The following is a 19,544-nucleotide window of genomic DNA, read 5'->3' as shown; positions in this document are numbered from 1 at the left end:
GGATGAGTTTTTTGAACTCATAGAGGAGAATATAAGCAAGGTCAATCATTACTTCAAAACAGTCTTTAGGACTTTTCGTAAACATAAACAATACATCAAAAATGCACTAGAAACACATTACTCAAATGCAAAATTGGAGGGGACCAATAAGCTTATCAAAGATATTAAACGTCTGGGCTTCGGTTTTAGAAACTTTATTAACTTTAGGAAGCGTGTTTTCATCACTCTGAACATACAAAAAGAGAAAACCTATCAGGTTCTCTCTAGATGTTAGCTTTTCGTCACCCACTACAGTTGACAAAGAGCCTTAAAAGTAAAAAACCAAGGTTTCATTTTACCTTGGTCGTTATTTTTTCTTTTGAACTGATAGCTGTTCTTTAAAAAGTTTATTCATTTTTTTCTGTCCCTCAGAAGAGTTGAGAGTATCTTTGTTGATTTCCCCTTTATAAATTTGTTCCATTAGAAGTAAGTATGCTTCACCTAAAGCAGTAGTGATAAGACCAGCGGTTGTACCAGAAATAGCTCCACCAACACCGGTACCAATACCTGGGAAAAATTTCAATATATTAGAGACAATAGTTTTACCGATTAATGTAGCACTACCAGATCCTAAAGTGGATGTTACGAAAGCTGTTAGGAAAGCTTTATTTATTTCGAGTCCAAATATTACAGTAATCGCACTAATCATAGCAACTTGAGTTGGCACTAGTAAAAATGCATCAGCAAAGGGGATTGGAGCGAAACCTTCTCCAAAACTTGCTGTTACCGCTGTTGCAATAGCAGCCCTAGCATGTTTTTTTTTTGCTTCTAGAGATACTTTTTGAATATTTTGTAGTGTATCTTGAAGCTCGGAAGGTAATACTTCAGACATTACATTTATTAAGGTATCCAGCCCAAAGGATTTCGCAACATATTCTTCATCAAAATCCATGTCCTGAGCAAGAATTGGTACAACCTTACAAATATCAAGGTTTTCTTGTTCTACATGATTTTTCATTTCCAAAGCTTTTTTTCTTGGAACAGATTGTGTGAGTACCACGATTATTGGGACTTTGGAGTTTTTATTTTTTTCAGAGAACTCCTTTAGCCACTCTACCTCAGAACTATCAAAGGTACGGTTTGCTCCTACATTAATGCAGTACCAAATACAGTGGATTGTTTTGTTGATGTCATTAGAGGAGTAACCTTCGCTTATTAATTTTATTACTTCATCTTTTACGTTGTCTTGTTGGTCAGAAGAAAGTTCGAAACCGGGAGTGTCATAAATGGAGAGAGGATAGTCACTCTTAACAATTTTTCTGATTTCTTGTGTTACTGGTCTACCTAGACCGGTATCAGCAAAGTCACCTCTAAACAAACTGTTAATGAGTGTACTTTTTCCTACCCCAGATTTACCAATAACTATTATGTTAAGCTGTTTTAGATTATTTATTTTATCATTAATTGCATTAATACATTGTTGAGCAATACTATCTGTATCAATCTGCATTGATTTCTTCCTTTATATACTTATTTTTTTTTGACTAGTTCATCTTCCCATGAGACACTATAGTGCTGTCGATTATTTATCTCTACTTGTTTTTTATATAAATAATTAGTGGTTTTTTTCAAGACTTTCGGTAATAACGTTGTAGAAACTATTATTGCTCCAGTTCCTATAATGTACTTCATTTTAGATTTTTTTTTAATTGGTTTCGAATTTTTCTTTGACATAATATTTCTCACTAAATTTAAGTTTTGAAGTAATTATATCATATAAAACATTAAAATTGCTACAAAATTTCAACATTATTCAACTATCTTTATTTCCCATAACATAAGTAAATTGTTTTGCTGTTTCTGCATCAAAAGTGCGGTAGCTAACGACTCCTAGGCCTTTGACGTTTGATTCAGAGATAAGGATGGAGCAATCTGATTTGACTTGTTCCACAAAGGCGATGTGGCTATAGGTTGGATCTGCTCCAGCTTGTCCTGGGCTAAAAGATAGTGCGGAGTGCTCGGTGGGGGTATTCCCAGAAAAGAGGTCTTCACAAATGGTGGTTAGGGTATCTATGCCACCACGTTCACGAACAGTGTTTAAGGTACTTAGTCCACCAGACCAGGCTTTAAAGTTGTTCAGTGAATTGATTTCGACTTTGTATTCCATAGGGATTTCCTTTCTAGTGTTCATAGTGTTTATTGGTTTTGAGGAGTCTTAAGATAGTCTCCCCACGATCGGTGATTTCACCGCTATTTTGAATCATCTTCATGTATTCTGTTCGCATGATTTTGTCTGCTTCAGAAACGAGTGCAAGAGAGTTTGCGACTTGGTAGGTTAACCAGCGAATGGTTCGTTCGATACTGTAGGGTTGTGGACTGGTTGAGAGTTTTAGGGGTTCAACCCCTCCAAATAGCCTTTGCCATTTTTCATCGGGCTTATAGGCTCCAAAACGGGTGACACCATCATAGATTTGGATTTCCTTATTCACGATACCTCGTGCAATTTCTCCCAAGTCTACACCGTTGATGTATTCCTCCACAACGCCTTGGGCTTTCTGGTCTGAAAAGCGTAGCTCGTAGCGGTTCCAGATACCAAAAATCTCCAAGGATTCTTCCAAGGAGATATTTTCCATACGGGCGATTTCGTATCGCTTTTCATAAAAGTTGAAGTAGAGCTGACTTTGTCGGCTCCCAAAGTAAAGGGAAGGACCGTGATTGGCTTCCATATCCTCGTTATCGGTGAAGGAGCATGATATTTCATGATTTTAGATCTATTTGAAGTCATGATTAATATCAAATAAACCAAGAACTAAATCTCGAAGCTCACTTGCACTAAAGACCTCATAAGCAGGCATTTCTTCTTTCTCTTTTGCTATCTGTCTGTTTCGATGGTTGAACCAGATAGGATGCCATCCAGCGTTATAACTTCCTTCGATATCGTTGATAAAGGTATCCCCAATGTATAGGCTTTCTGAAGGTAAGAAATTTAACTTTTTGGCAGTATAGTCAAAGATTTCTTGTTGAGGTTTGCTATACCCTGTGGTCTGACTAATAATGATTTTTTTCTTTTCAAAATATTGATAGGCACCAATAAGTTGGAGTTTTCGACTCTGTAAGTCAACAGGGCCATTAGTTAGAATACCGATTGGGATGTGGTTTTCATGTAGAGCCAGCAGTAGTTGATGTATCTCAGGAATCATTGTAATCTGATCGAGTTCATATTCATAGTCAGCCTGGAAGTCTAGAGCTTCTGTCCTAGATATACTATCGATGCCAAATTCTTCCATAGTCTTCTGACAGCGAAAAATTCTAAGTTCCTCAATACTGATGAGTTTTTTCGTGTATTTAGGAAAAGCAACATCAGACCAATATCTAAAACGTTTGTAAATGTTATCTATTTGTTGGATATCAATCGTTGGAAAACATTTCTCAACGCTACGTTTAAAGGGGAGTTGATGGTCATAAAGAGTGTCATCAAGGTCAAAAACAATATTTTTATAAGTCATAATTCTAGTCCGCTTTTAAAATAGTAGTGTACTGGCTAAATTCCTCTAAGTGTTGAGGGCTAATCTGGTTATCTGTAATGATGGTATCGAGTTGATCTAGATTATAGAAGTTAAAGAAATCGTATCGATCGAATTTAGTACTGTCTACTAATAAGAATTTTTCTACAGCATTGTTTAGGGCAAGTTGTTGAATCACACCTTCCTTGTCACTATATGTAGCAATAGAATTATGGGTAACAGCATTTGCACTAACAAAAGCTTTGGCAAATCTCATTGCTTTTAAATTTGTCGAAGCCATTGAACCTACAAAAGCTCCAGTTACTTCTCTATATTCACCGCCAAGAAGCAATAAATCAATGGTTTCGCTATCATTTAGAATCAAGAACACAGGGAGACTATTTGTAATGACACGAATTTTATAACCTTTACGACCTTTCAATTCTAATGCCAGTTGTTCAAGTGTAGTTCCGGGTCCAATAAAAATAGTATCGCCATCTTTGATTAAAGAGCAGGCTTTTTTAGCAATGTCAATTTTTTCTTTTGTATTTAGACTTTTCTTCTCGATATGTGTCTTTTCAAGTGGCTTTTTAGAGGAAAGCAATTGTGCACCACCATGAGTACGTCTTAAAAGTCCATCAGCTTCTAGAGCATCAAGGTCTCTACGGGCTGTCATATCGGAAATATCTAGTTCATCTATTATTTCTTTTATGGTTATGGTCCCGTCAATCTTTAACATATCTAAAATTTTTTCTAATCGTCGTTTTTTGTTCATATGAAGACTCTTCTTTCATAAAGTAATTTTTTTCCAAAGATAATTCTCTTTTAATTGTATCATAAAAGACAATATTTTCAAGGCGAAACAAACAATTTCAAACAAAAAACAAACGTTAGATGATGAAATAAGAACAGAGGGTTGACGTATATTAACTTAGGTCAGATTTTGTATAAGACGAAAATAAGGTAGGACCTCTTAATCAGTAAATTATAGAAAGTAAAAGACTTTTGTAATACTTGAATAGATATTTCACGTCCATTTTGTGATGGTTTAAATGAACAATAATTTAACGGTGTTATCTACTTTTAAAAAAGCAAACAAAAAACAAACAAAAAATAAACAAAAAGTGTTGCTTTTTGTTTAGGTGTTTGGTATTATATAAACAAAGAAATGATGAAAACGTTATTTCGAACATTTTGCAAAATATTTTCTACTTCTACGTAGCATTTCTTTCTAAAATTTAGGAGGTAGTCAAAATGGCTATTGTTGTTGGTGCAGATCTCAAAGGTAAGAGATTAAAAGATGTTGTCAAACACTTTCTTGTTGAAGAAGGTTTTGAGGTAATTGATGTGACTGAGGACGGACAGGATTTCGTTGATGTTACCTTGGCAGTTGCTTCTGTAGTAAACAAAGATGAGCAAAATTTGGGTATTGTCATTGATGCCTATGGAGCTGGCCCATTCATGGTAGCAACAAAAATTAAAGGTATGGTTGCTGCGGAAGTTTCAGATGAACGATCAGCATATATGACACGCGGACATAACAATTCACGAATGATTACAGTGGGTGCTGAAATTGTTGGTGATGAGCTTGCTAAAAATATCGCTAAAGGTTTCGTCAACGGTAAATATGATGGTGGACGCCATCAAATCCGAGTAGATATGCTTAACAAGATGTGTTGAGAAAAGGAGTTAACGAATGAGAATCGCAATTGGATGTGACCACATTGTCACAGATGAAAAAATGGCAGTATCAGAATTCTTGAAATCAAAAGGACATGAGGTTCTTGATTTCGGGACATATGACCACGTACGCACTCACTACCCTATCTATGGTAAAAAAGTCGGTGAAGCAGTAGTTAGTGGTCAAGCAGACTTGGGAGTATGTATCTGTGGTACAGGTGTCGGTATTAACAATGCAGTCAATAAAGTTCCAGGTGTTCGCTCAGCATTAGTTCGTGATATGACATCAGCTATATATGCAAAAGAAGAGTTAAATGCGAATGTTATCGGTTTCGGTGGAATGATCACTGGTGGTCTTCTTATGAATGACATTATTGAAGCTTTCATTGAAGCAGAGTACAAGCCAACAGAAGAAAATAAAAAATTGATTGCAAAAATCGAACACGTTGAAACTCATAATGCACATCAAGCAGATGAAGATTTCTTTACAGAATTCCTTGAAAAATGGGACCGTGGTGAGTATCACGACTAGATAATAGATCTATAAATCTCATAATTAGATAAAATAATTGGTTGAAAATTTTTACGTATAAACTAGAGACATTCATCTTGTAAAAGAACTTAGTAGGAAAAGTATAAAAGAGGTATAAAAATGGTACTTACAGAACAGAAACGCAAATCTTTGGAAAAACTTTCAGATAAAAACGGTGTTATCTCAGCTTTGGCATTTGACCAACGTGGTGCTTTGAAACGTTTGATGGCACAATATCAAGATGCAGAGCCAACAGTGGCTCAAATGGAAGAACTAAAGGTTTTGGTTGCTGATGAACTTACAAAATATGCATCATCAATGTTGCTTGATCCTGAATACGGACTTCCAGCAACAAAAGCATTGGATAAAGAAGCTGGTCTTCTTCTTGCCTATGAAAAAACAGGTTATGATACATCAAGTACAAAACGTTTGCCTGACTGCTTGGATGTTTGGTCTGCAAAACGCATCAAAGAGCAAGGCGCTGATGCCGTTAAGTTCTTGCTTTACTATGATGTAGACAGCTCAGATGAACTTAACCAACAAAAACAAGCTTATATTGAACGTGTTGGTTCTGAATGTGTAGCTGAAGATATTCCTTTCTTCTTGGAAATCCTTGCTTATGATGAAGAAATCTCAGATGCAGGTTCTGTTGAATATGCAAAAGTGAAGCCTCGCAAAGTCATTGAAGCGATGAAAGTTTTCTCTGATCCACGCTTTAACATTGATGTTCTTAAAGTAGAAGTACCAGTTAACGTTAAATATGTCGAAGGTTTTGCTGATGGTGAAGTGGTTTACAGTAAAGCTGAAGCTGCTGACTTCTTTAAAGCACAAGAAGAAGCGACTAACCTTCCATACATCTACCTAAGTGCAGGTGTATCTGCTAAATTGTTCCAAGAAACATTGCAATTTGCTCACGACTCAGGTGCCAAGTTTAATGGTGTGCTTTGTGGACGTGCTACTTGGGCAGGATCTGTAGAACCTTACATCAAAGAAGGTGAAAAAGCAGCACGTGAGTGGTTGCGTACTACTGGATTCGAAAATATTGATGAACTTAACAAAGTTCTTGTTAAAACAGCTAGTCCATGGACTGATAAAGTATAGTAAAAAATACAAAACGGAGGATATTGTTATGAACAGAGAAGAGATGACTCTCTTAGGGTTTGAAATTGTTGCTTATGCTGGAGATGCTCGCTCTAAACTTTTAGAAGCGCTTAAAGCGGCTGAAAATGGTGATTTCGCTAAGGCAGATAGTCTTGTAGTAGAAGCAGGAAGCTGTATTGCAGAGGCTCACAATTCTCAGACAGCTATGTTGGCTCGAGAAGCTTCTGGGGAGGAACTTCCATACAGCGTTACCATGATGCATGGTCAGGACCACTTAATGACTACTGTCTTATTAAAAGATGTGATTCATCACCTTATCGAACTTTATAAAAGAGGAGCAAAATAATGCATAAACTCATTGAACTTATTGAGAAAGGGAAACCATTCTTTGAGAAAATTTCTCGAAACATCTATCTTCGTGCTATTCGTGATGGATTTATTGCTGGTATGCCAGTCATCCTTTTCTCATCTATCTTTATCCTTATTGCCTATGTACCAAATGCTTGGGGTTTCCACTGGTCTAAAGATATTGAGACATTCTTGATGACTCCTTATAGCTATTCGATGGGTATCCTAGCATTCTTTGTTGGTGGTACTACCGCTAAAGCTTTGACGGACTCTATGAACCGTGACCTACCTGCGACAAATCAGATTAACTTCTTATCTACGATGCTAGCGTCTATGGTTGGTTTCCTTTTGATGGCAGCTGAGCCAGCTAAAGAAGGAGGCTTCTTGACAGCCTTCATGGGAACAAAAGGTCTTTTGACAGCATTTATTGCAGCCTTTGTGACAGTTAATGTTTACAAGGTCTGTGTTAAAAATAATGTTACTATTCGTATGCCTGAAGAAGTTCCACCAAATATCTCTCAAGTATTTAAAGACTTGATTCCATTCACTGTATCGGTTGTTCTCCTTTATGGACTTGAACTCATTGTTAAAGGAATTCTTGGTGTAACTGTTGCAGAATCAATCGGTACCCTTCTTGCTCCTCTTTTCTCAGCTGCAGATGGTTACCTTGGAATTACACTTATCTTTGGTGCTTATGCCTTCTTCTGGTTTGTTGGTATCCACGGTCCTTCAATCGTCGAACCAGCAATCGCTGCTATCACTTATGCCAATATCGATGCCAACTTGCATCTTATCCAAGCTGGACAACATGCAGATAAAGTTATCACTTCTGGTACACAAATGTTTATTGTTACCATGGGTGGTACAGGGGCTACACTGATTGTTCCATTCTTGTTCATGTGGATTTGTAAATCAGAACGTAACCGTGCCATCGGACGTGCCTCAGTTGTTCCAACATTCTTTGGGGTTAATGAGCCAATCTTATTTGGTGCACCAATCGTATTGAATCCGATTTTCTTTGTACCGTTCATTTTCGCTCCGATTGTCAACGTTTGGATCTTTAAATTCTTTGTTGACACATTGAACATGAACTCATTCTCTGCCAACCTTCCATGGGTTACTCCTGGTCCGTTGGGAATTGTACTCGGTACTAACTTCCAAATTCTATCATTTATCTTAGCCGGACTCTTGGTAGTTGTTGATACTATCATTTATTACCCATTTGTTAAGGTATACGATGAACAAATTCTTGAAGAAGAACGTTCTGGTAAAACAAACGATGCTCTTAAAGAAAAAGTAGCTGCAAACTTCAATACTGCTAAAGCAGATGCCGTTCTTGGAAAAGCAGGCGTTGCTAAAGAAGATGTAGCAGCAAACAATAATATCACAAAAGAAACTAATGTCCTTGTTCTTTGTGCAGGTGGAGGTACAAGTGGCTTGCTTGCCAATGCCTTGAACAAAGCAGCAGCAGAATACAATGTTCCAGTCAAAGCAGCAGCGGGTGGTTACGGTGCTCACCGTGAAATGTTGCCAGAGTTTGACTTGGTAATCTTAGCTCCACAGGTCGCTTCAAACTTCGATGATATGAAGGCTGAAACAGATAAATTGGGCATTAAACTTGCAAAAACTGAAGGAGCTCAATATATCAAATTGACACGTGATGGACAAGGTGCTCTTGCATTTGTTCAACAACAGTTTGATTAATAAATTTGTAAAAGTTATTTGAGACGAGATCACTCATTCTATTTCCTCAACACAGTGTTAACCATATCATTTCATTTCCTTGGTTTCCGGAACTCAGAATCTCGTCTCAAATGCTTTTTTGAAAGGACTTACACTTATGACTAAAACACTTCCTAAAGATTTTATTTTTGGTGGTGCGACAGCTGCTTATCAAGCAGAAGGTGCAACTCACACAGATGGTAAGGGCCCAGTAGCATGGGATAAGTATCTTGAAGATAATTATTGGTATACAGCAGAACCTGCAAGTGATTTTTACCATAAATACCCAGTTGATTTAGAATTAGCTGAAGAATATGGTGTTAATGGTATTCGTATTTCTATTGCCTGGTCTCGTATTTTCCCAACGGGCTACGGCGAAGTAAATGAAAAAGGTGTTGAATTCTACCATAAACTATTTGCTGAATGCCACAAGCGTCATGTTGAACCATTTGTGACTTTGCATCATTTTGACACACCAGAAGCTCTTCATTCAAATGGAGATTTCTTAAACCGCGAAAATATAGAACACTTTGTAGATTATGCCGCTTTCTGTTTTGAAGAGTTTCCAGAGGTAAACTACTGGACAACTTTCAATGAAATTGGCCCAATTGGTGATGGTCAATACTTGGTTGGTAAATTCCCTCCAGGCATTCAATATGATCTTGCCAAAGTCTTCCAATCACACCACAACATGATGGTCTCTCATGCACGAGCTGTAAAATTGTATAAGGATAAAGGTTATAAAGGTGAAATTGGTGTTGTTCATGCTTTACCAACTAAATACCCTTATGATCCGGAAAATCCAGCAGATGTTCGTGCTGCTGAACTTGAAGACATCATCCATAACAAATTTATCTTGGATGCAACATATCTTGGGCACTATTCAGATAAAACGATGGAAGGTGTCAACCATATCCTAGCTGAGAATGGTGGAGAACTTGATCTTCGTGATGAAGACTTCCAAGCACTTGAAGCAGCTAAAGATTTGAATGATTTCCTTGGTATCAACTATTACATGAGTGATTGGATGCAAGCTTTTGATGGTGAGACTGAAATCATTCACAATGGTAAGGGTGAAAAAGGAAGCTCTAAGTACCAAATTAAGGGTGTTGGTCGTCGAGTAGCTCCTGACTATGTTCCACGCACAGACTGGGATTGGATTATTTATCCTGAAGGCTTGTATGACCAAATCATGCGAGTGAAAAATGATTATCCGAATTACAAGAAGATTTACATCACTGAAAACGGTCTCGGATACAAAGATGAGTTTGTAGATAATACTGTTTATGATGATGGTCGTATTGATTACGTGAAGCAACACTTGGAAGTTTTATCAGACGCGATTGCGGATGGTGCAAATGTTAAAGGTTACTTCATTTGGTCACTTATGGACGTTTTCTCATGGTCAAATGGTTATGAAAAACGTTATGGATTGTTCTATGTAGACTTTGATACGCAAGAACGCTATCCTAAGAAATCAGCACATTGGTATAAGAAAGTAGCAGAAACTCAAGTGATAGAGTAATATCACCTGAGAATGTAATAATTTGTTATCCGATTTTTAGATCAGGCTTTGAAAAGGTATATATTATTAATTTCGAAGATTGTCCTATAATTCCTGAGCTTGAAGCTACCTCACTACTAAAATGTAGTAACTGGTGTGTTTCACCTGGAAAAGAGTGGATTTGCCATTCTGATTTAGCATTATCCGAATTTGAATGGGAAGTTTTACAATTACTCGATGTAGCAATATGTGAGACTGTTCACTTCGAGGTAGATTATTTGCCTTTCCAATAACAAAAAGAAAGGAATTGACTGTGACTATCGAATTAAAAAACGAGTATCTTACGGTTCAGTTTAAAACACTTGGTGGTCAACTGACTTCGATTAAAGACAAAGATGGGTTAGAATATCTCTGGCAAGCTGATCCAGAGTATTGGAATGGACAGGCACCAATTCTATTTCCTATCTGTGGTAGTTTACGTAATGATTGGGCTATTTATAGACCTCAAGAAAGACCCTTTTTTACAGGTCTAATTCGTAGACATGGTTTTGTTCGAAAAGAAGAATTTACTCTTGAAGAAGTTAATGAAAATAGCGTGACTTTCAGTATTAAACCAAATGCTGAGATGCTTGATAATTACCTTTATCGGTTTGAACTAAGAGTTGTTTATACCTTAAATGGGAAATCCATTAGAACCGAGTTTCAGGTAACGAACTTGGAAACTGAAAAAACGATGCCTTACTTCATTGGAGCCCATCCAGCATTCAATTGTCCTTTAGTAGAAGGCGAAAAGTATGAGGACTATTCTCTTGAATTTAGTGAGGTTGAGTCTTGTTCGATACCAAAGAGTTTCCCTGAGACAGGGTTATTAGATTTACAAGATCGGACGCCATTTTTGGAAAACCAAAAGTCTCTTGATTTGGATTACTCACTTTTTTCTCATGACGCCATTACACTTGACCGACTGAAATCTCGCAGCGTGACACTTCGCTCGAGAAAGTCTGGTAAGGGTCTTCGAGTTGATTTTGATGATTTTCCAAACTTGATTCTGTGGTCTACAGCTAATAAAAGTCCATTCATTGCTTTGGAACCTTGGAGTGGTCTCTCCACTTCACTTGAAGAAGGTAATTTCTTAGAAGATAAAAGACAGGTAACGAAAATTTCACCTCAAGAAACTTCTAGAAAAACCTATGATATTACTATCCTTAATTAAAATTTGTTATTATTTGAGTCTTCAATAAGATTTGAATACTCTTACCTTGTGATGATAGAATGGTCTTCTCCGTGCCAGTCTTACCTCGCAAGGTTTTTAAGTTTTTTGTGGGTCTATGTCAACTGTAGTTGGTGACGAAAAGCTAATATCTAAAGACAGTCTGGTAGTAAAAAAATAAGATTATTTACTACTTCTTGATTTAAAATAATAGTGAAGCCATTAATTTGTGGCAAATTTAATTTAATATTTTGCCTCAAATTAGCCACACTTTTTATAGAACTAAGAGGAATAATGAAGTTCTCTTCCTATTAATATTAGTAAATGTTAAGGATAAGTATTCTTTTTATTTTTTGGCGAATGCCGGCTTTTTTGCCACAAATGAGTATCAACATCTTTCGAATGGAATAGTTGACAACTGTTTTTAAGAATTATACTATTGAATTGAATAGATAAGGAGTTGATTTGATGCAAGAGACAATGATTGATTACAAACAAAATATTTACCAAGAGCTATCTCGCTTAACAAAGGGGCTAGGAAGTGAGAAGCGTCTTGATATTTTAAATATATTATCACAGGGACCAAAGACAGTTGAGGGAATTGCGCATGCGACGGGTCTCTCTGTTGCCAATACTTCGCGCCACCTTCAGGTTTTAAAAGAAAGTCACTTGGTGGTGACGAGTCGAAATGGTAATTTTATCCGTTATAGCTTGGCTTCTGAAAAGGTTGTCCAGTTAGTCCTTCTGTTATTTGCCGTCGGTGAAGAACAGTTAGCAGAAGTCAGAGCGATTGAGTCAGACTATGATGAGGCAGCTGGTGTTCCTCAGATTGAGCTCGCTAATGCAATTGAATTAGCAGCTCAGACAGATGTTCTCCTGCTTGATTTAAGGCCTGTTGAGGAGTATGAGGCAGGGCACTTGCCAAAAGCTCTTAATTTACCAATCGATGAGTTTGATCAAAAAAAAGCTCAGCTTCCCAAAGAGAAGACCATCATTGTTTATTGTCGCGGGCGCCAATGTGGCTATGCTAACCTAGCAGCACAGGATTTACAGAGTTTAGGCTACAGTATCTATAGTCTCAATCGCAGTTTTGCTGATTGGAAGTGGGGTGCATCCTCTCGTTCAGAACTTGACTAAGGTGTATTCCTTAGTCTTTTCTTATAACCGGAGACTCGTGAGCAAAATCATTGCAAAATAGATTTAGTGTGCTACAATTCAATTATTCAATAAAAAAGTTGAATTCTTTTTCACTCAACCTATTCAACAACTTCATTGAATTTCATCTTTGAAATACTTCTTATTTAGTATCTCAAAGAAACTAAGTGATACAAATTGGATTTTTAGAAGGGCTAAGTTAACCTTTTTGAAATTCATTCTTTTATTCTTATACTATTCAAATATATGATTGAATAGAAGCGATTTATTTTAGATAGGAGTTTTTTATGACGACACAACTAACAACCGAAACATTTGCGAAATCTATCCAAAATGGGGTAAGTTTTATCGATTTTGGGGCGCAGTGGTGCCCACCTTGTCAGATGATGGAGCCGGTAGTGGAAGAACTTTCACAGGACTTTGACGGAAAAGTAACGATTGCTCAGGTGGATGTGGACCAATCACAAGATCTGGCCAATCTCTTTGGCATTCGTTCTATCCCAACAATGGTGATTTTTAAAGATGGCAAACCCGTTGATGCTCTTGTTGGTGTTCATCCTAAACAAACATTGATAGAAAAAATCCAAGCACAGTTATCATGAGGTGATTTATGTATGATGCAATTATTGTAGGTTCAGGACCTGCAGGGTACACAGCTGGCATTTATTTAAGTCGAGCTGGTTTGAAAAATCGATTGATCACAGGCTATTCTGAGGGTGGTCAATTAACCACCACAACCCTCGTAGAAAATTATCCAGGTTTTGAAAACGGGATTGATGGCAATGAATTAGTCCAAACAATGCGCCGCCAAGCAGAACAGTTTGGCACCGAAATGACCTTTGGATTTGTTCAAAAAATTGAAGGCGAATCGTCTCCTTTCGAGGTACATCTGGATAATGGTGAAATCATTGATACCAAGGCCGTTATTATCGCAACAGGCTCTAGCGCTAAATACCTAGGGATTGAAGGCGAAGAAGAGGCCATCGGAAAAGGTGTCAGCGCTTGTGCGACCTGTGATGCTTTCTTCTATAAAGAGCGTGAAATCCTTGTAGTTGGCGGGGGTGATGTCGCTATGGAAGAAGCCCTCTATTTGACACGCTTTGCATCGAAAGTGACCGTTATCCACCGCCGCAATGAGTTACGCGCATCTGATATTATGGCCAAACGGGCTCAGGCAAATGATAAAATTCATTGGATGTTAAATTACACGCCTGTCAAAGTTACATCTAATCTGATGGGAATGACTGGTTTGGATGTTCGTAATAATGAAACAGGTGATATTGAGCACATTCAGGCTGACGGTCTCTTTGTGGCCATTGGTCATCAGCCAAACACCGATTTTCTTGATGGAAAATTAGCATTGGATGATAAAGGCTATATTCAAACACAGGCAGGAACATCAAAGACCTCTGTTGCAGGTATTTTTGCAGCTGGTGATGTGCAAGATCCAAAATACCAACAAGCCATTACTGCAGCAGGTAGCGGTGCCATTGCTGCCCTAGATACATTGGCCTATATTGATAACCTATGATGGAATCAGTCACGTCTAGTATCGAATTAGAAGAACTGTTAGCCAAACATCAAAATCTAGCTCTTCTTGTTTCAGGAAATCAATGCAGTCTATCGTCTCTTGGGCAAAAAGAACTCATAGACACGGCTGAACGAGAGCATTTGGTGCTTTACCAAGCAGATATTTTTCAAGTGCCCCGTCTTATTTCTTTATTTGGCATTCACCCTACCCTGACGAGTTTATTAGTCTTTAAAAAGGGTCAATTGGTTGATAAGAAAGAGGTTTAAATGGCAAGAAAAGCTTTGATACAAAAGAAAAAAAAGGCCTATCCGGTTCAAGAATACTCACGCTGTTTGGCATGCGGCCGCCCGCATTCGGTTTACCGCAAGTTTAAACTTTGTCGGATTTGTTTACGCCAGCAAGTTTACCAAGGTGTCATTCCTGGGTTGAAAAAAGCTTCTTGGTAGTGGAAAGAAAGGAAGAAATATGGAAATTAGTTACTGGTCAGATATTGCCTGTCCATTTTGTTACATTGGTGCTAGTCGGATGAAGCGTGCTATGGCAGCTGTTGGTTTAAACCCGGAAGATTTGACAATGAAAGCTTACCAGCTAAATCACAATGCGCCTTTAGAAACAAGTGAAACCATGCTCACAGAGTTTGCTGCCAGTCACGGTATGACCACTGAGCAAGCTAAAGCTCAGTTTGCGCACATGGAAAGCATGGGAAATGAAGAAGGGCTTCGTATTGATATGGCGGGGATTATCCCAACCAACACCTTTTCAGCTCACCGTCTTATTAAATGGTCGCAGAAGTATTTAGATAAAAAAGATCATCAAAATTTCATTATGGCCTTGTACTATCTTTACTTTGAAGAACATGCCAATATTGCGGATCATTCTGTGTTACTAGCTGTTATCAGTGAGTTCGCTCTACCACAAGAAGAGGCAGTGCAGGTTCTTGCTGGCGATGCGTTTGCTGACGAGGTCAAACGCGATATCTTAGAAGCCAATCAATCAGGCGTTCAAGGTGCACCTTTCTTTGTTCTGAACAATAAGTATGGCATTTCAGGTGCTCAGCCTTATGAATACATGTTAGCGGTATTAAAACAAATTCAAGCAGAGGAAGGAGCACAATAAAATGATAGATACCCCTTTTCAACTATTAGACAGCAATTCAGAAGAGACAGGTTTAGTTTGTGGGATTGATGGCTGCAGCATAGAGCCCTCAACACAGCCGTTAGAAACTACCTCTCAGCCATTAGAAAAAAGCAAAAAAGCAGTCATTAGGAGGGCAGAATGGAAAAACAAAGGGTAGAAGCCTTGTCAGATGCTATATTGGCCATTATTGTCACAATTATGGCCTTGGAGTTACAGTTACCTGAGGAATTGACAGTAGTAGGACTTAGAAGCATGCTACCCATGCTTTTTATCTACATTACTAGTTTTTTGCAAATCATGGCAGTCTGGCTATATTATCATGAACTCTACAAATTAGTAGATCATGTCAGCTTTCGTTTATTTGGAGTCAATAGTTTTTGGCTTTTAACAGCTAGTTTTGTTCCCTTAGCGACTCGAGGGATTGGACAGCATTCCGCTAATTTTGCCTTTCTCCTGTTTTACCTCATCGTTCTTGCCCTTTGGGATGTAGCTTGGATAATCATGACAGCAATGGTGATCAAGACGAGTCAAAGACCGTTATCAGCTGAAGAAAAAAGATACCTTATCGGTGGGCACTATTATATGGATTGCAGCTAGTGATCATATTATTAGTTGGTTATCTTTTTCCAAATTTTATTTCTCTTGCCCCGCTACTGATGATTGTTAATGTTATCTATGGTTTTTTAAGCAACAAATCTTGAAAAAGACTAAAAATAATGGCTAAATAGCATCGGTTATAAAAACCAGGTCTTAAGAAAGCTCGTAAAGCATCACAGTTCTCAAAACGTTAATTCGTTGCTGGGAAGCACAATACAAACGAAAATACTTTGCAACTTGCAAGGTGTTTTTTGTATGAGAATTGGCGGTGCGCAATTAGGATAGCTCTAGCGACTTTAGTCGCATAGAGATATGCTATGCATAGTTGCCCCAAGAAAACAAGCGAAGCGACATTTGATTGGATGGCAACCACTGCACTCAAAACGTTAATCGATACGATTATATCAACGTTTCAAAGCACTCAAGAGTTTACCTCATGGGTGCTTTTTTGTATAGATTTCTGAAAATTGTTCAAAATCTTACTAGAGTTTTGTCTTCATCTTGAAATTCTTATAACAATGTGATATATTTATAACAGATAAGGTGTGATGTATTTATAACATGGTGAAAGAAGGTGACGAAAATGAAAATGTCGAAGAACTTAAAGATAATCCTTTATATCGCTAGCGTGCTTATTGTTGTATGTTTAGTTTTATTGCTGGGGAATCACCTACCGATTCTAGCAAAAGGTGCTATTATGACGATGTCTTGGCTTCCTACGTATTTGGCTTGTACGATGCAATCGGTCCTCTCAAAATCAACCTATCAAAAGAAAGAGAAAAATATGTTTGGGATTACTGCAAAATTATATACAGTGCTTGTACTTCTCTCGTCATCGATCTATACAATTGGAGTTTGGCTTCTAACTCCTGGTTCTTTGATTAAGAATATAATGTTAGGAATTGGATTAAGTGTTCAATTGTTATTAATGTTTTACTTCTTATTCAAGAGAATTAATGAAGAACCTGATGAACGATTTTATAGAAATATTGCAAAGTCCTCTTCCATTTTGTTTACAATAGCAATCTTTATATTATTGGGAATTGCAACCTTGATAGCTGTCTGTAAAGTTTTCGTTTTGAATGCTGGATTTCTTTATATTTTGGTGGCTTTTTTACTCTTATTATTTGCCATTACTTACTTTATCATTGAAAAAAGGGGATGAAATATGGCGAAAGAAAGTAAAATAAAGACTAACTTGAAAGAAGTAAGGGAAGCTTATGGTATGACTCAACAAGATTTAGCAGATCAAGTAGGAATACGGAGAGAAACGATTGTTCACTTAGAAAATAACCGCTACAACCCTTCGTTGGAAATGGCTTTAAAAATAGCACAAGTCTTTAATAAACAAGTGGAAGAACTATTTCGTCTGAAATAAGAGAAGTAAAACAATCCAATTGATTTGTGTATTAGTTTTTTGGAGACTTGTTTTTCTGAGAAGAGGTTTTGGTAAGAGGGAGTGTTTTCAAAGGAATTTTCTTGACTTCACCTTAGTTGAAACGCATTCAAAAATAAGATAATAGTTTATTTTTCAAGCATTTTAACCCAATAATAGAACTTTTTAGGCCGAAATACTTTCAAAAATGCTAATATTTCTCTAATCTATTCAATTTTGAGGTCTTGCATATTATGTAGTTATCATACAAAAGCGCTCAGAGTGAATGAGTACATTCATTTGAAAGATGATATTGTTATATACTTCAAACATATTATCAGTAAAGGGTTTTATGCGTCTATTAAATATCTCTTGATTTTTGGCCAAAAAACTTCACATAATAATGAATGTATATTTTACAAATTATGCTTTTATATATGATTTAAATTTGTATTTAAACTTAGCAGAGGACATAATAAATTACCTAAAATAACATTAAAATTAAAAATGATTAATTATTACTATTTGGTAACAGACTTCAAAAACCCTTTGTTTGTAGGAATTGTAGGATATATTAAAAATTTAAAAAAGTTTTTAAAAATTGTTGACATATCTCTAGATAGTGTTATAATCTATAGATGTCAGGGAGGTCCTGATACTAAATATATAATAATCCATTAGAGGAGAAACAATTATGAAAAAAGTATTGCTTACATCAGCTGCAGTTCTTGCAGTATTCGCTTCATCAGCAGCAGTATTCGCTAACGACGGTAACGTTCACACTGGAAACCTTGATAACAAAACTGAAGCAACTGGTGGTGACTTCTTCACAAACAACGAAGGTGGTCTTACTCAAGCTGCTAAAGATGGTCTTAACAACGTTGACGCAGATTCAACTAAACAAAAATTTGAAGATGCTGGTGAACACATCGAACCAAAACGTGATGCTAACGGAAACATCATCAAAGATGAGTTTGTAGTTACTGATAAAGCTAACGCTAACAAAGACGCTAAAGAAGAAGCTAAAGCTGTTAAAGCTGCAGAAAAGAAAGCTCCAGCAGCTAAAGCTGAAGCTAAAGCTCTTCCAAACACAGCAGCTGTTAAATAATTAACTGCTATTGCAAAAAAGAATATCACTGGGGCTAGAGCTTCGGTGATATTTTTCTATGGATAAAGAAAAGGATTTGACATTTCATGAGTAATCATAATCGTAAATCTACTGGATCTCGCAAAAAACTGATTGCTGGGATTTCGGCCTTAGTCATTGCTGCTTTGGCTATCTTCCTTGGCTTCCAGTTTATGTCTCCGACAGCATCATCCTCTAATGGTGTTAAGAGTGTTTTAACGACTAAAAAAGCAAACACTTATAAAGTTTCAGATGAGGAGAAAGCCTACCTCAAAAATAAATTTGATGGTCTTGAGGCGACAAACCCTGATACTATCGCTTATGTCTATGCACCAGGGACTAAATTGGATGAGCCAGTTGTTCAAACAACGGACAATTCAACCTACTTAGATAAAACATTTGATGGAGGAAACGTTCCATATTTGGGAACTGTCTTCATGGATACAGATAATAAGAAAGATTTTAGCGATCGTTTGACTTGGCTCTTCGGTCATGCTCGAGGAAGTAAGGTTGCTGATAGTCGTATGTTCAACGATGTTAACTACTATAGTGATCAGTCGTTTTTTGATAAACACAAATATGTTGTTATTGAGACGCCTCAACGTAAGTATTATTATGAAGCGCTTGCTATGGTAATTGTGCCTGAAGACACAGCTTTCTATCGTACATCATTTGAAAGCGATAAAGACTTTAAACAACAGTTGGATATCATTTATGATCAAGCAAGTGTTAAAAACAAGGATTTGAAGGTTAGTGCTTCAGATAAATACCTCGTTCTTTCGACTTGTCGTGAGGAAGATGAAACGATTCGTGCTAATCTCTACTTGCGTCAAATTCCAGACTCTGAAATGTCTGATTTTGTAGCTAAACACGGTAAAGATTTGGAATACACACCAACACGTTAATCATTAACAAAACTCTACTTCATATGAAGTAGAGTTTTTATCTTGTCTAAGAAAACTGATGTTTTCAACCGTCGTGGAATTGAGATGTAACCGTTTATTAATCTTTTTTATCATCAATGGATAAGTTTTTTTGGTACAC

23 protein-coding genes and 3 pseudogenes are annotated in these 19,544 nt (G+C 37.1%); 20 read left to right on the top strand and 6 right to left on the bottom strand.

What is annotated here, in order from left to right:
* Nucleotides 1–267: pseudogene (locus H7T99_RS09180) on the top strand (transposase); the annotation flags it as partial.
* A gap of 79 nt (nt 268–346) precedes the next feature.
* On the opposite strand, the gene H7T99_RS09175 reads toward H7T99_RS09180, so the two are convergent.
* From H7T99_RS09175 to H7T99_RS09150, 6 genes and pseudogenes are all read right to left on the bottom strand, one after another.
* On the bottom strand, nt 347–1,489 hold the full coding sequence (locus H7T99_RS09175) for a YcjF family protein (protein ID WP_002889646.1): 1,143 nt from the start codon (nt 1,487–1,489) through the stop codon (nt 347–349).
* Between the two features lie 20 nt (nt 1,490–1,509).
* A complete protein-coding gene (locus tag H7T99_RS09170) occupies nt 1,510–1,713 on the bottom strand; it encodes a hypothetical protein (protein ID WP_037599726.1) in 204 nt (67 codons plus the stop codon).
* A gap of 79 nt (nt 1,714–1,792) precedes the next feature.
* Nucleotides 1,793–2,011 (bottom strand): annotated as a pseudogene (locus H7T99_RS09165) (CHAP domain-containing protein); the annotation flags it as partial.
* 148 nt (nt 2,012–2,159) lie between these two features.
* A pseudogene (locus tag H7T99_RS09160) lies at nt 2,160–2,726 on the bottom strand (replication initiation factor domain-containing protein); the annotation flags it as partial.
* 24 nt (nt 2,727–2,750) lie between these two features.
* On the bottom strand, nt 2,751–3,485 hold the full coding sequence (locus H7T99_RS09155) for an HAD family hydrolase (protein WP_037599723.1): 735 nt from the start codon (nt 3,483–3,485) through the stop codon (nt 2,751–2,753).
* Between the two features lie 4 nt (nt 3,486–3,489).
* Nucleotides 3,490–4,257, bottom strand: coding sequence for a DeoR/GlpR family DNA-binding transcription regulator (locus tag H7T99_RS09150; protein WP_037604022.1), 768 nt, complete (start codon nt 4,255–4,257; stop codon nt 3,490–3,492).
* A gap of 479 nt (nt 4,258–4,736) precedes the next feature.
* Between H7T99_RS09150 and lacA the strand changes: the two genes are divergently transcribed.
* The 19 genes from lacA (at nt 4,737) to srtB (ending at nt 19,405) form a co-directional block, all read left to right on the top strand.
* Nucleotides 4,737–5,162 carry a galactose-6-phosphate isomerase subunit LacA gene (lacA, locus tag H7T99_RS09145; RefSeq protein WP_201035983.1) on the top strand — a complete coding sequence of 142 codons (426 nt, stop codon included), beginning with the start codon at nt 4,737–4,739 and terminating at the stop codon, nt 5,160–5,162.
* Between the two features lie 16 nt (nt 5,163–5,178).
* Entirely contained in the window at nt 5,179–5,694 is a 516-nt protein-coding gene (gene lacB, locus H7T99_RS09140; protein WP_002889666.1) for a galactose-6-phosphate isomerase subunit LacB, read from the top strand.
* Nucleotides 5,695–5,814: 120 nt separating this feature from the next.
* Nucleotides 5,815–6,795: a tagatose-bisphosphate aldolase gene (lacD, locus tag H7T99_RS09135; protein WP_201035982.1), complete on the top strand. Its 981-nt coding sequence runs from the start codon at nt 5,815–5,817 to the stop codon at nt 6,793–6,795.
* Nucleotides 6,796–6,823: 28 nt separating this feature from the next.
* Entirely contained in the window at nt 6,824–7,141 is a 318-nt protein-coding gene (locus H7T99_RS09130) for a PTS lactose/cellobiose transporter subunit IIA (protein WP_002290550.1), read from the top strand.
* Nucleotides 7,141–8,847, top strand: a complete 1,707-nt coding sequence (locus H7T99_RS09125; protein WP_201035981.1) for a lactose-specific PTS transporter subunit EIIC — start codon at nt 7,141–7,143, stop codon at nt 8,845–8,847. The genes H7T99_RS09130 and H7T99_RS09125 overlap by 1 nt, the downstream gene beginning before the upstream one ends.
* 136 nt (nt 8,848–8,983) lie before the next feature.
* Nucleotides 8,984–10,390, top strand: coding sequence for a 6-phospho-beta-galactosidase (lacG, locus tag H7T99_RS09120; protein WP_037597316.1), 1,407 nt, complete (start codon nt 8,984–8,986; stop codon nt 10,388–10,390).
* Nucleotides 10,390–10,662, top strand: a complete 273-nt coding sequence (locus H7T99_RS09115; RefSeq protein ID WP_073686143.1) for a DUF3884 family protein — start codon at nt 10,390–10,392, stop codon at nt 10,660–10,662. Before lacG ends, H7T99_RS09115 begins: the two co-directional genes overlap by 1 nt.
* Nucleotides 10,663–10,682: 20 nt before the next feature.
* Nucleotides 10,683–11,582: an aldose 1-epimerase family protein gene (locus tag H7T99_RS09110; RefSeq protein WP_002889672.1), complete on the top strand. Its 900-nt coding sequence runs from the start codon at nt 10,683–10,685 to the stop codon at nt 11,580–11,582.
* Between the two features lie 465 nt (nt 11,583–12,047).
* Entirely contained in the window at nt 12,048–12,716 is a 669-nt protein-coding gene (locus H7T99_RS09105; protein WP_037604025.1) for an ArsR/SmtB family transcription factor, read from the top strand.
* 305 nt (nt 12,717–13,021) lie between these two features.
* Nucleotides 13,022–13,336 (top strand): thioredoxin, encoded by a 315-nt coding sequence (gene trxA, locus H7T99_RS09100; protein WP_037604026.1) that lies wholly within the window; start codon nt 13,022–13,024, stop codon nt 13,334–13,336.
* A gap of 8 nt (nt 13,337–13,344) precedes the next feature.
* On the top strand, nt 13,345–14,265 hold the full coding sequence (trxB, locus tag H7T99_RS09095) for a thioredoxin-disulfide reductase (protein ID WP_037604027.1): 921 nt from the start codon (nt 13,345–13,347) through the stop codon (nt 14,263–14,265).
* Entirely contained in the window at nt 14,262–14,531 is a 270-nt protein-coding gene (locus H7T99_RS09090; protein WP_037604028.1) for a hypothetical protein, read from the top strand. Before trxB ends, H7T99_RS09090 begins: the two co-directional genes overlap by 4 nt.
* A complete protein-coding gene (locus tag H7T99_RS09085; protein ID WP_037604030.1) occupies nt 14,532–14,711 on the top strand; it encodes a type Z 30S ribosomal protein S14 in 180 nt (59 codons plus the stop codon).
* Nucleotides 14,712–14,730: 19 nt separating this feature from the next.
* Nucleotides 14,731–15,381 carry a DsbA family protein gene (locus H7T99_RS09080; protein ID WP_037604032.1) on the top strand — a complete coding sequence of 217 codons (651 nt, stop codon included), beginning with the start codon at nt 14,731–14,733 and terminating at the stop codon, nt 15,379–15,381.
* Nucleotides 15,382–15,540: 159 nt separating this feature from the next.
* Complete coding sequence (locus H7T99_RS09075) at nt 15,541–15,999, top strand: TMEM175 family protein (RefSeq protein WP_230578928.1); 459 nt, start codon at nt 15,541–15,543, stop codon at nt 15,997–15,999.
* 583 nt (nt 16,000–16,582) lie between these two features.
* Nucleotides 16,583–17,164: a hypothetical protein gene (locus tag H7T99_RS09070; protein WP_021143452.1), complete on the top strand. Its 582-nt coding sequence runs from the start codon at nt 16,583–16,585 to the stop codon at nt 17,162–17,164.
* A 3-nt stretch (nt 17,165–17,167) separates the two neighbouring features.
* Entirely contained in the window at nt 17,168–17,377 is a 210-nt protein-coding gene (locus tag H7T99_RS09065) for a helix-turn-helix transcriptional regulator (RefSeq protein ID WP_002886384.1), read from the top strand.
* A 691-nt stretch (nt 17,378–18,068) separates the two neighbouring features.
* Complete coding sequence (locus H7T99_RS09060) at nt 18,069–18,482, top strand: LPKTxAVK-anchored surface protein (RefSeq protein ID WP_002889684.1); 414 nt, start codon at nt 18,069–18,071, stop codon at nt 18,480–18,482.
* 86 nt (nt 18,483–18,568) lie between these two features.
* Complete coding sequence (gene srtB, locus H7T99_RS09055) at nt 18,569–19,405, top strand: class B sortase, LPKTxAVK-specific (protein WP_014633795.1); 837 nt, start codon at nt 18,569–18,571, stop codon at nt 19,403–19,405.
* Nucleotides 19,406–19,544: the final 139 nt, after the last annotated feature.

Origin of the sequence: Streptococcus sp. 17.1 (assembly GCF_016648655.1) — a bacterium.
GTDB lineage: Bacteria > Bacillota > Bacilli > Lactobacillales > Streptococcaceae > Streptococcus > Streptococcus salivarius_E.
The sequence above is the reverse complement of the archived record's forward strand: the minus strand, read 5'-3'. Positions and strand labels throughout refer to the sequence as shown.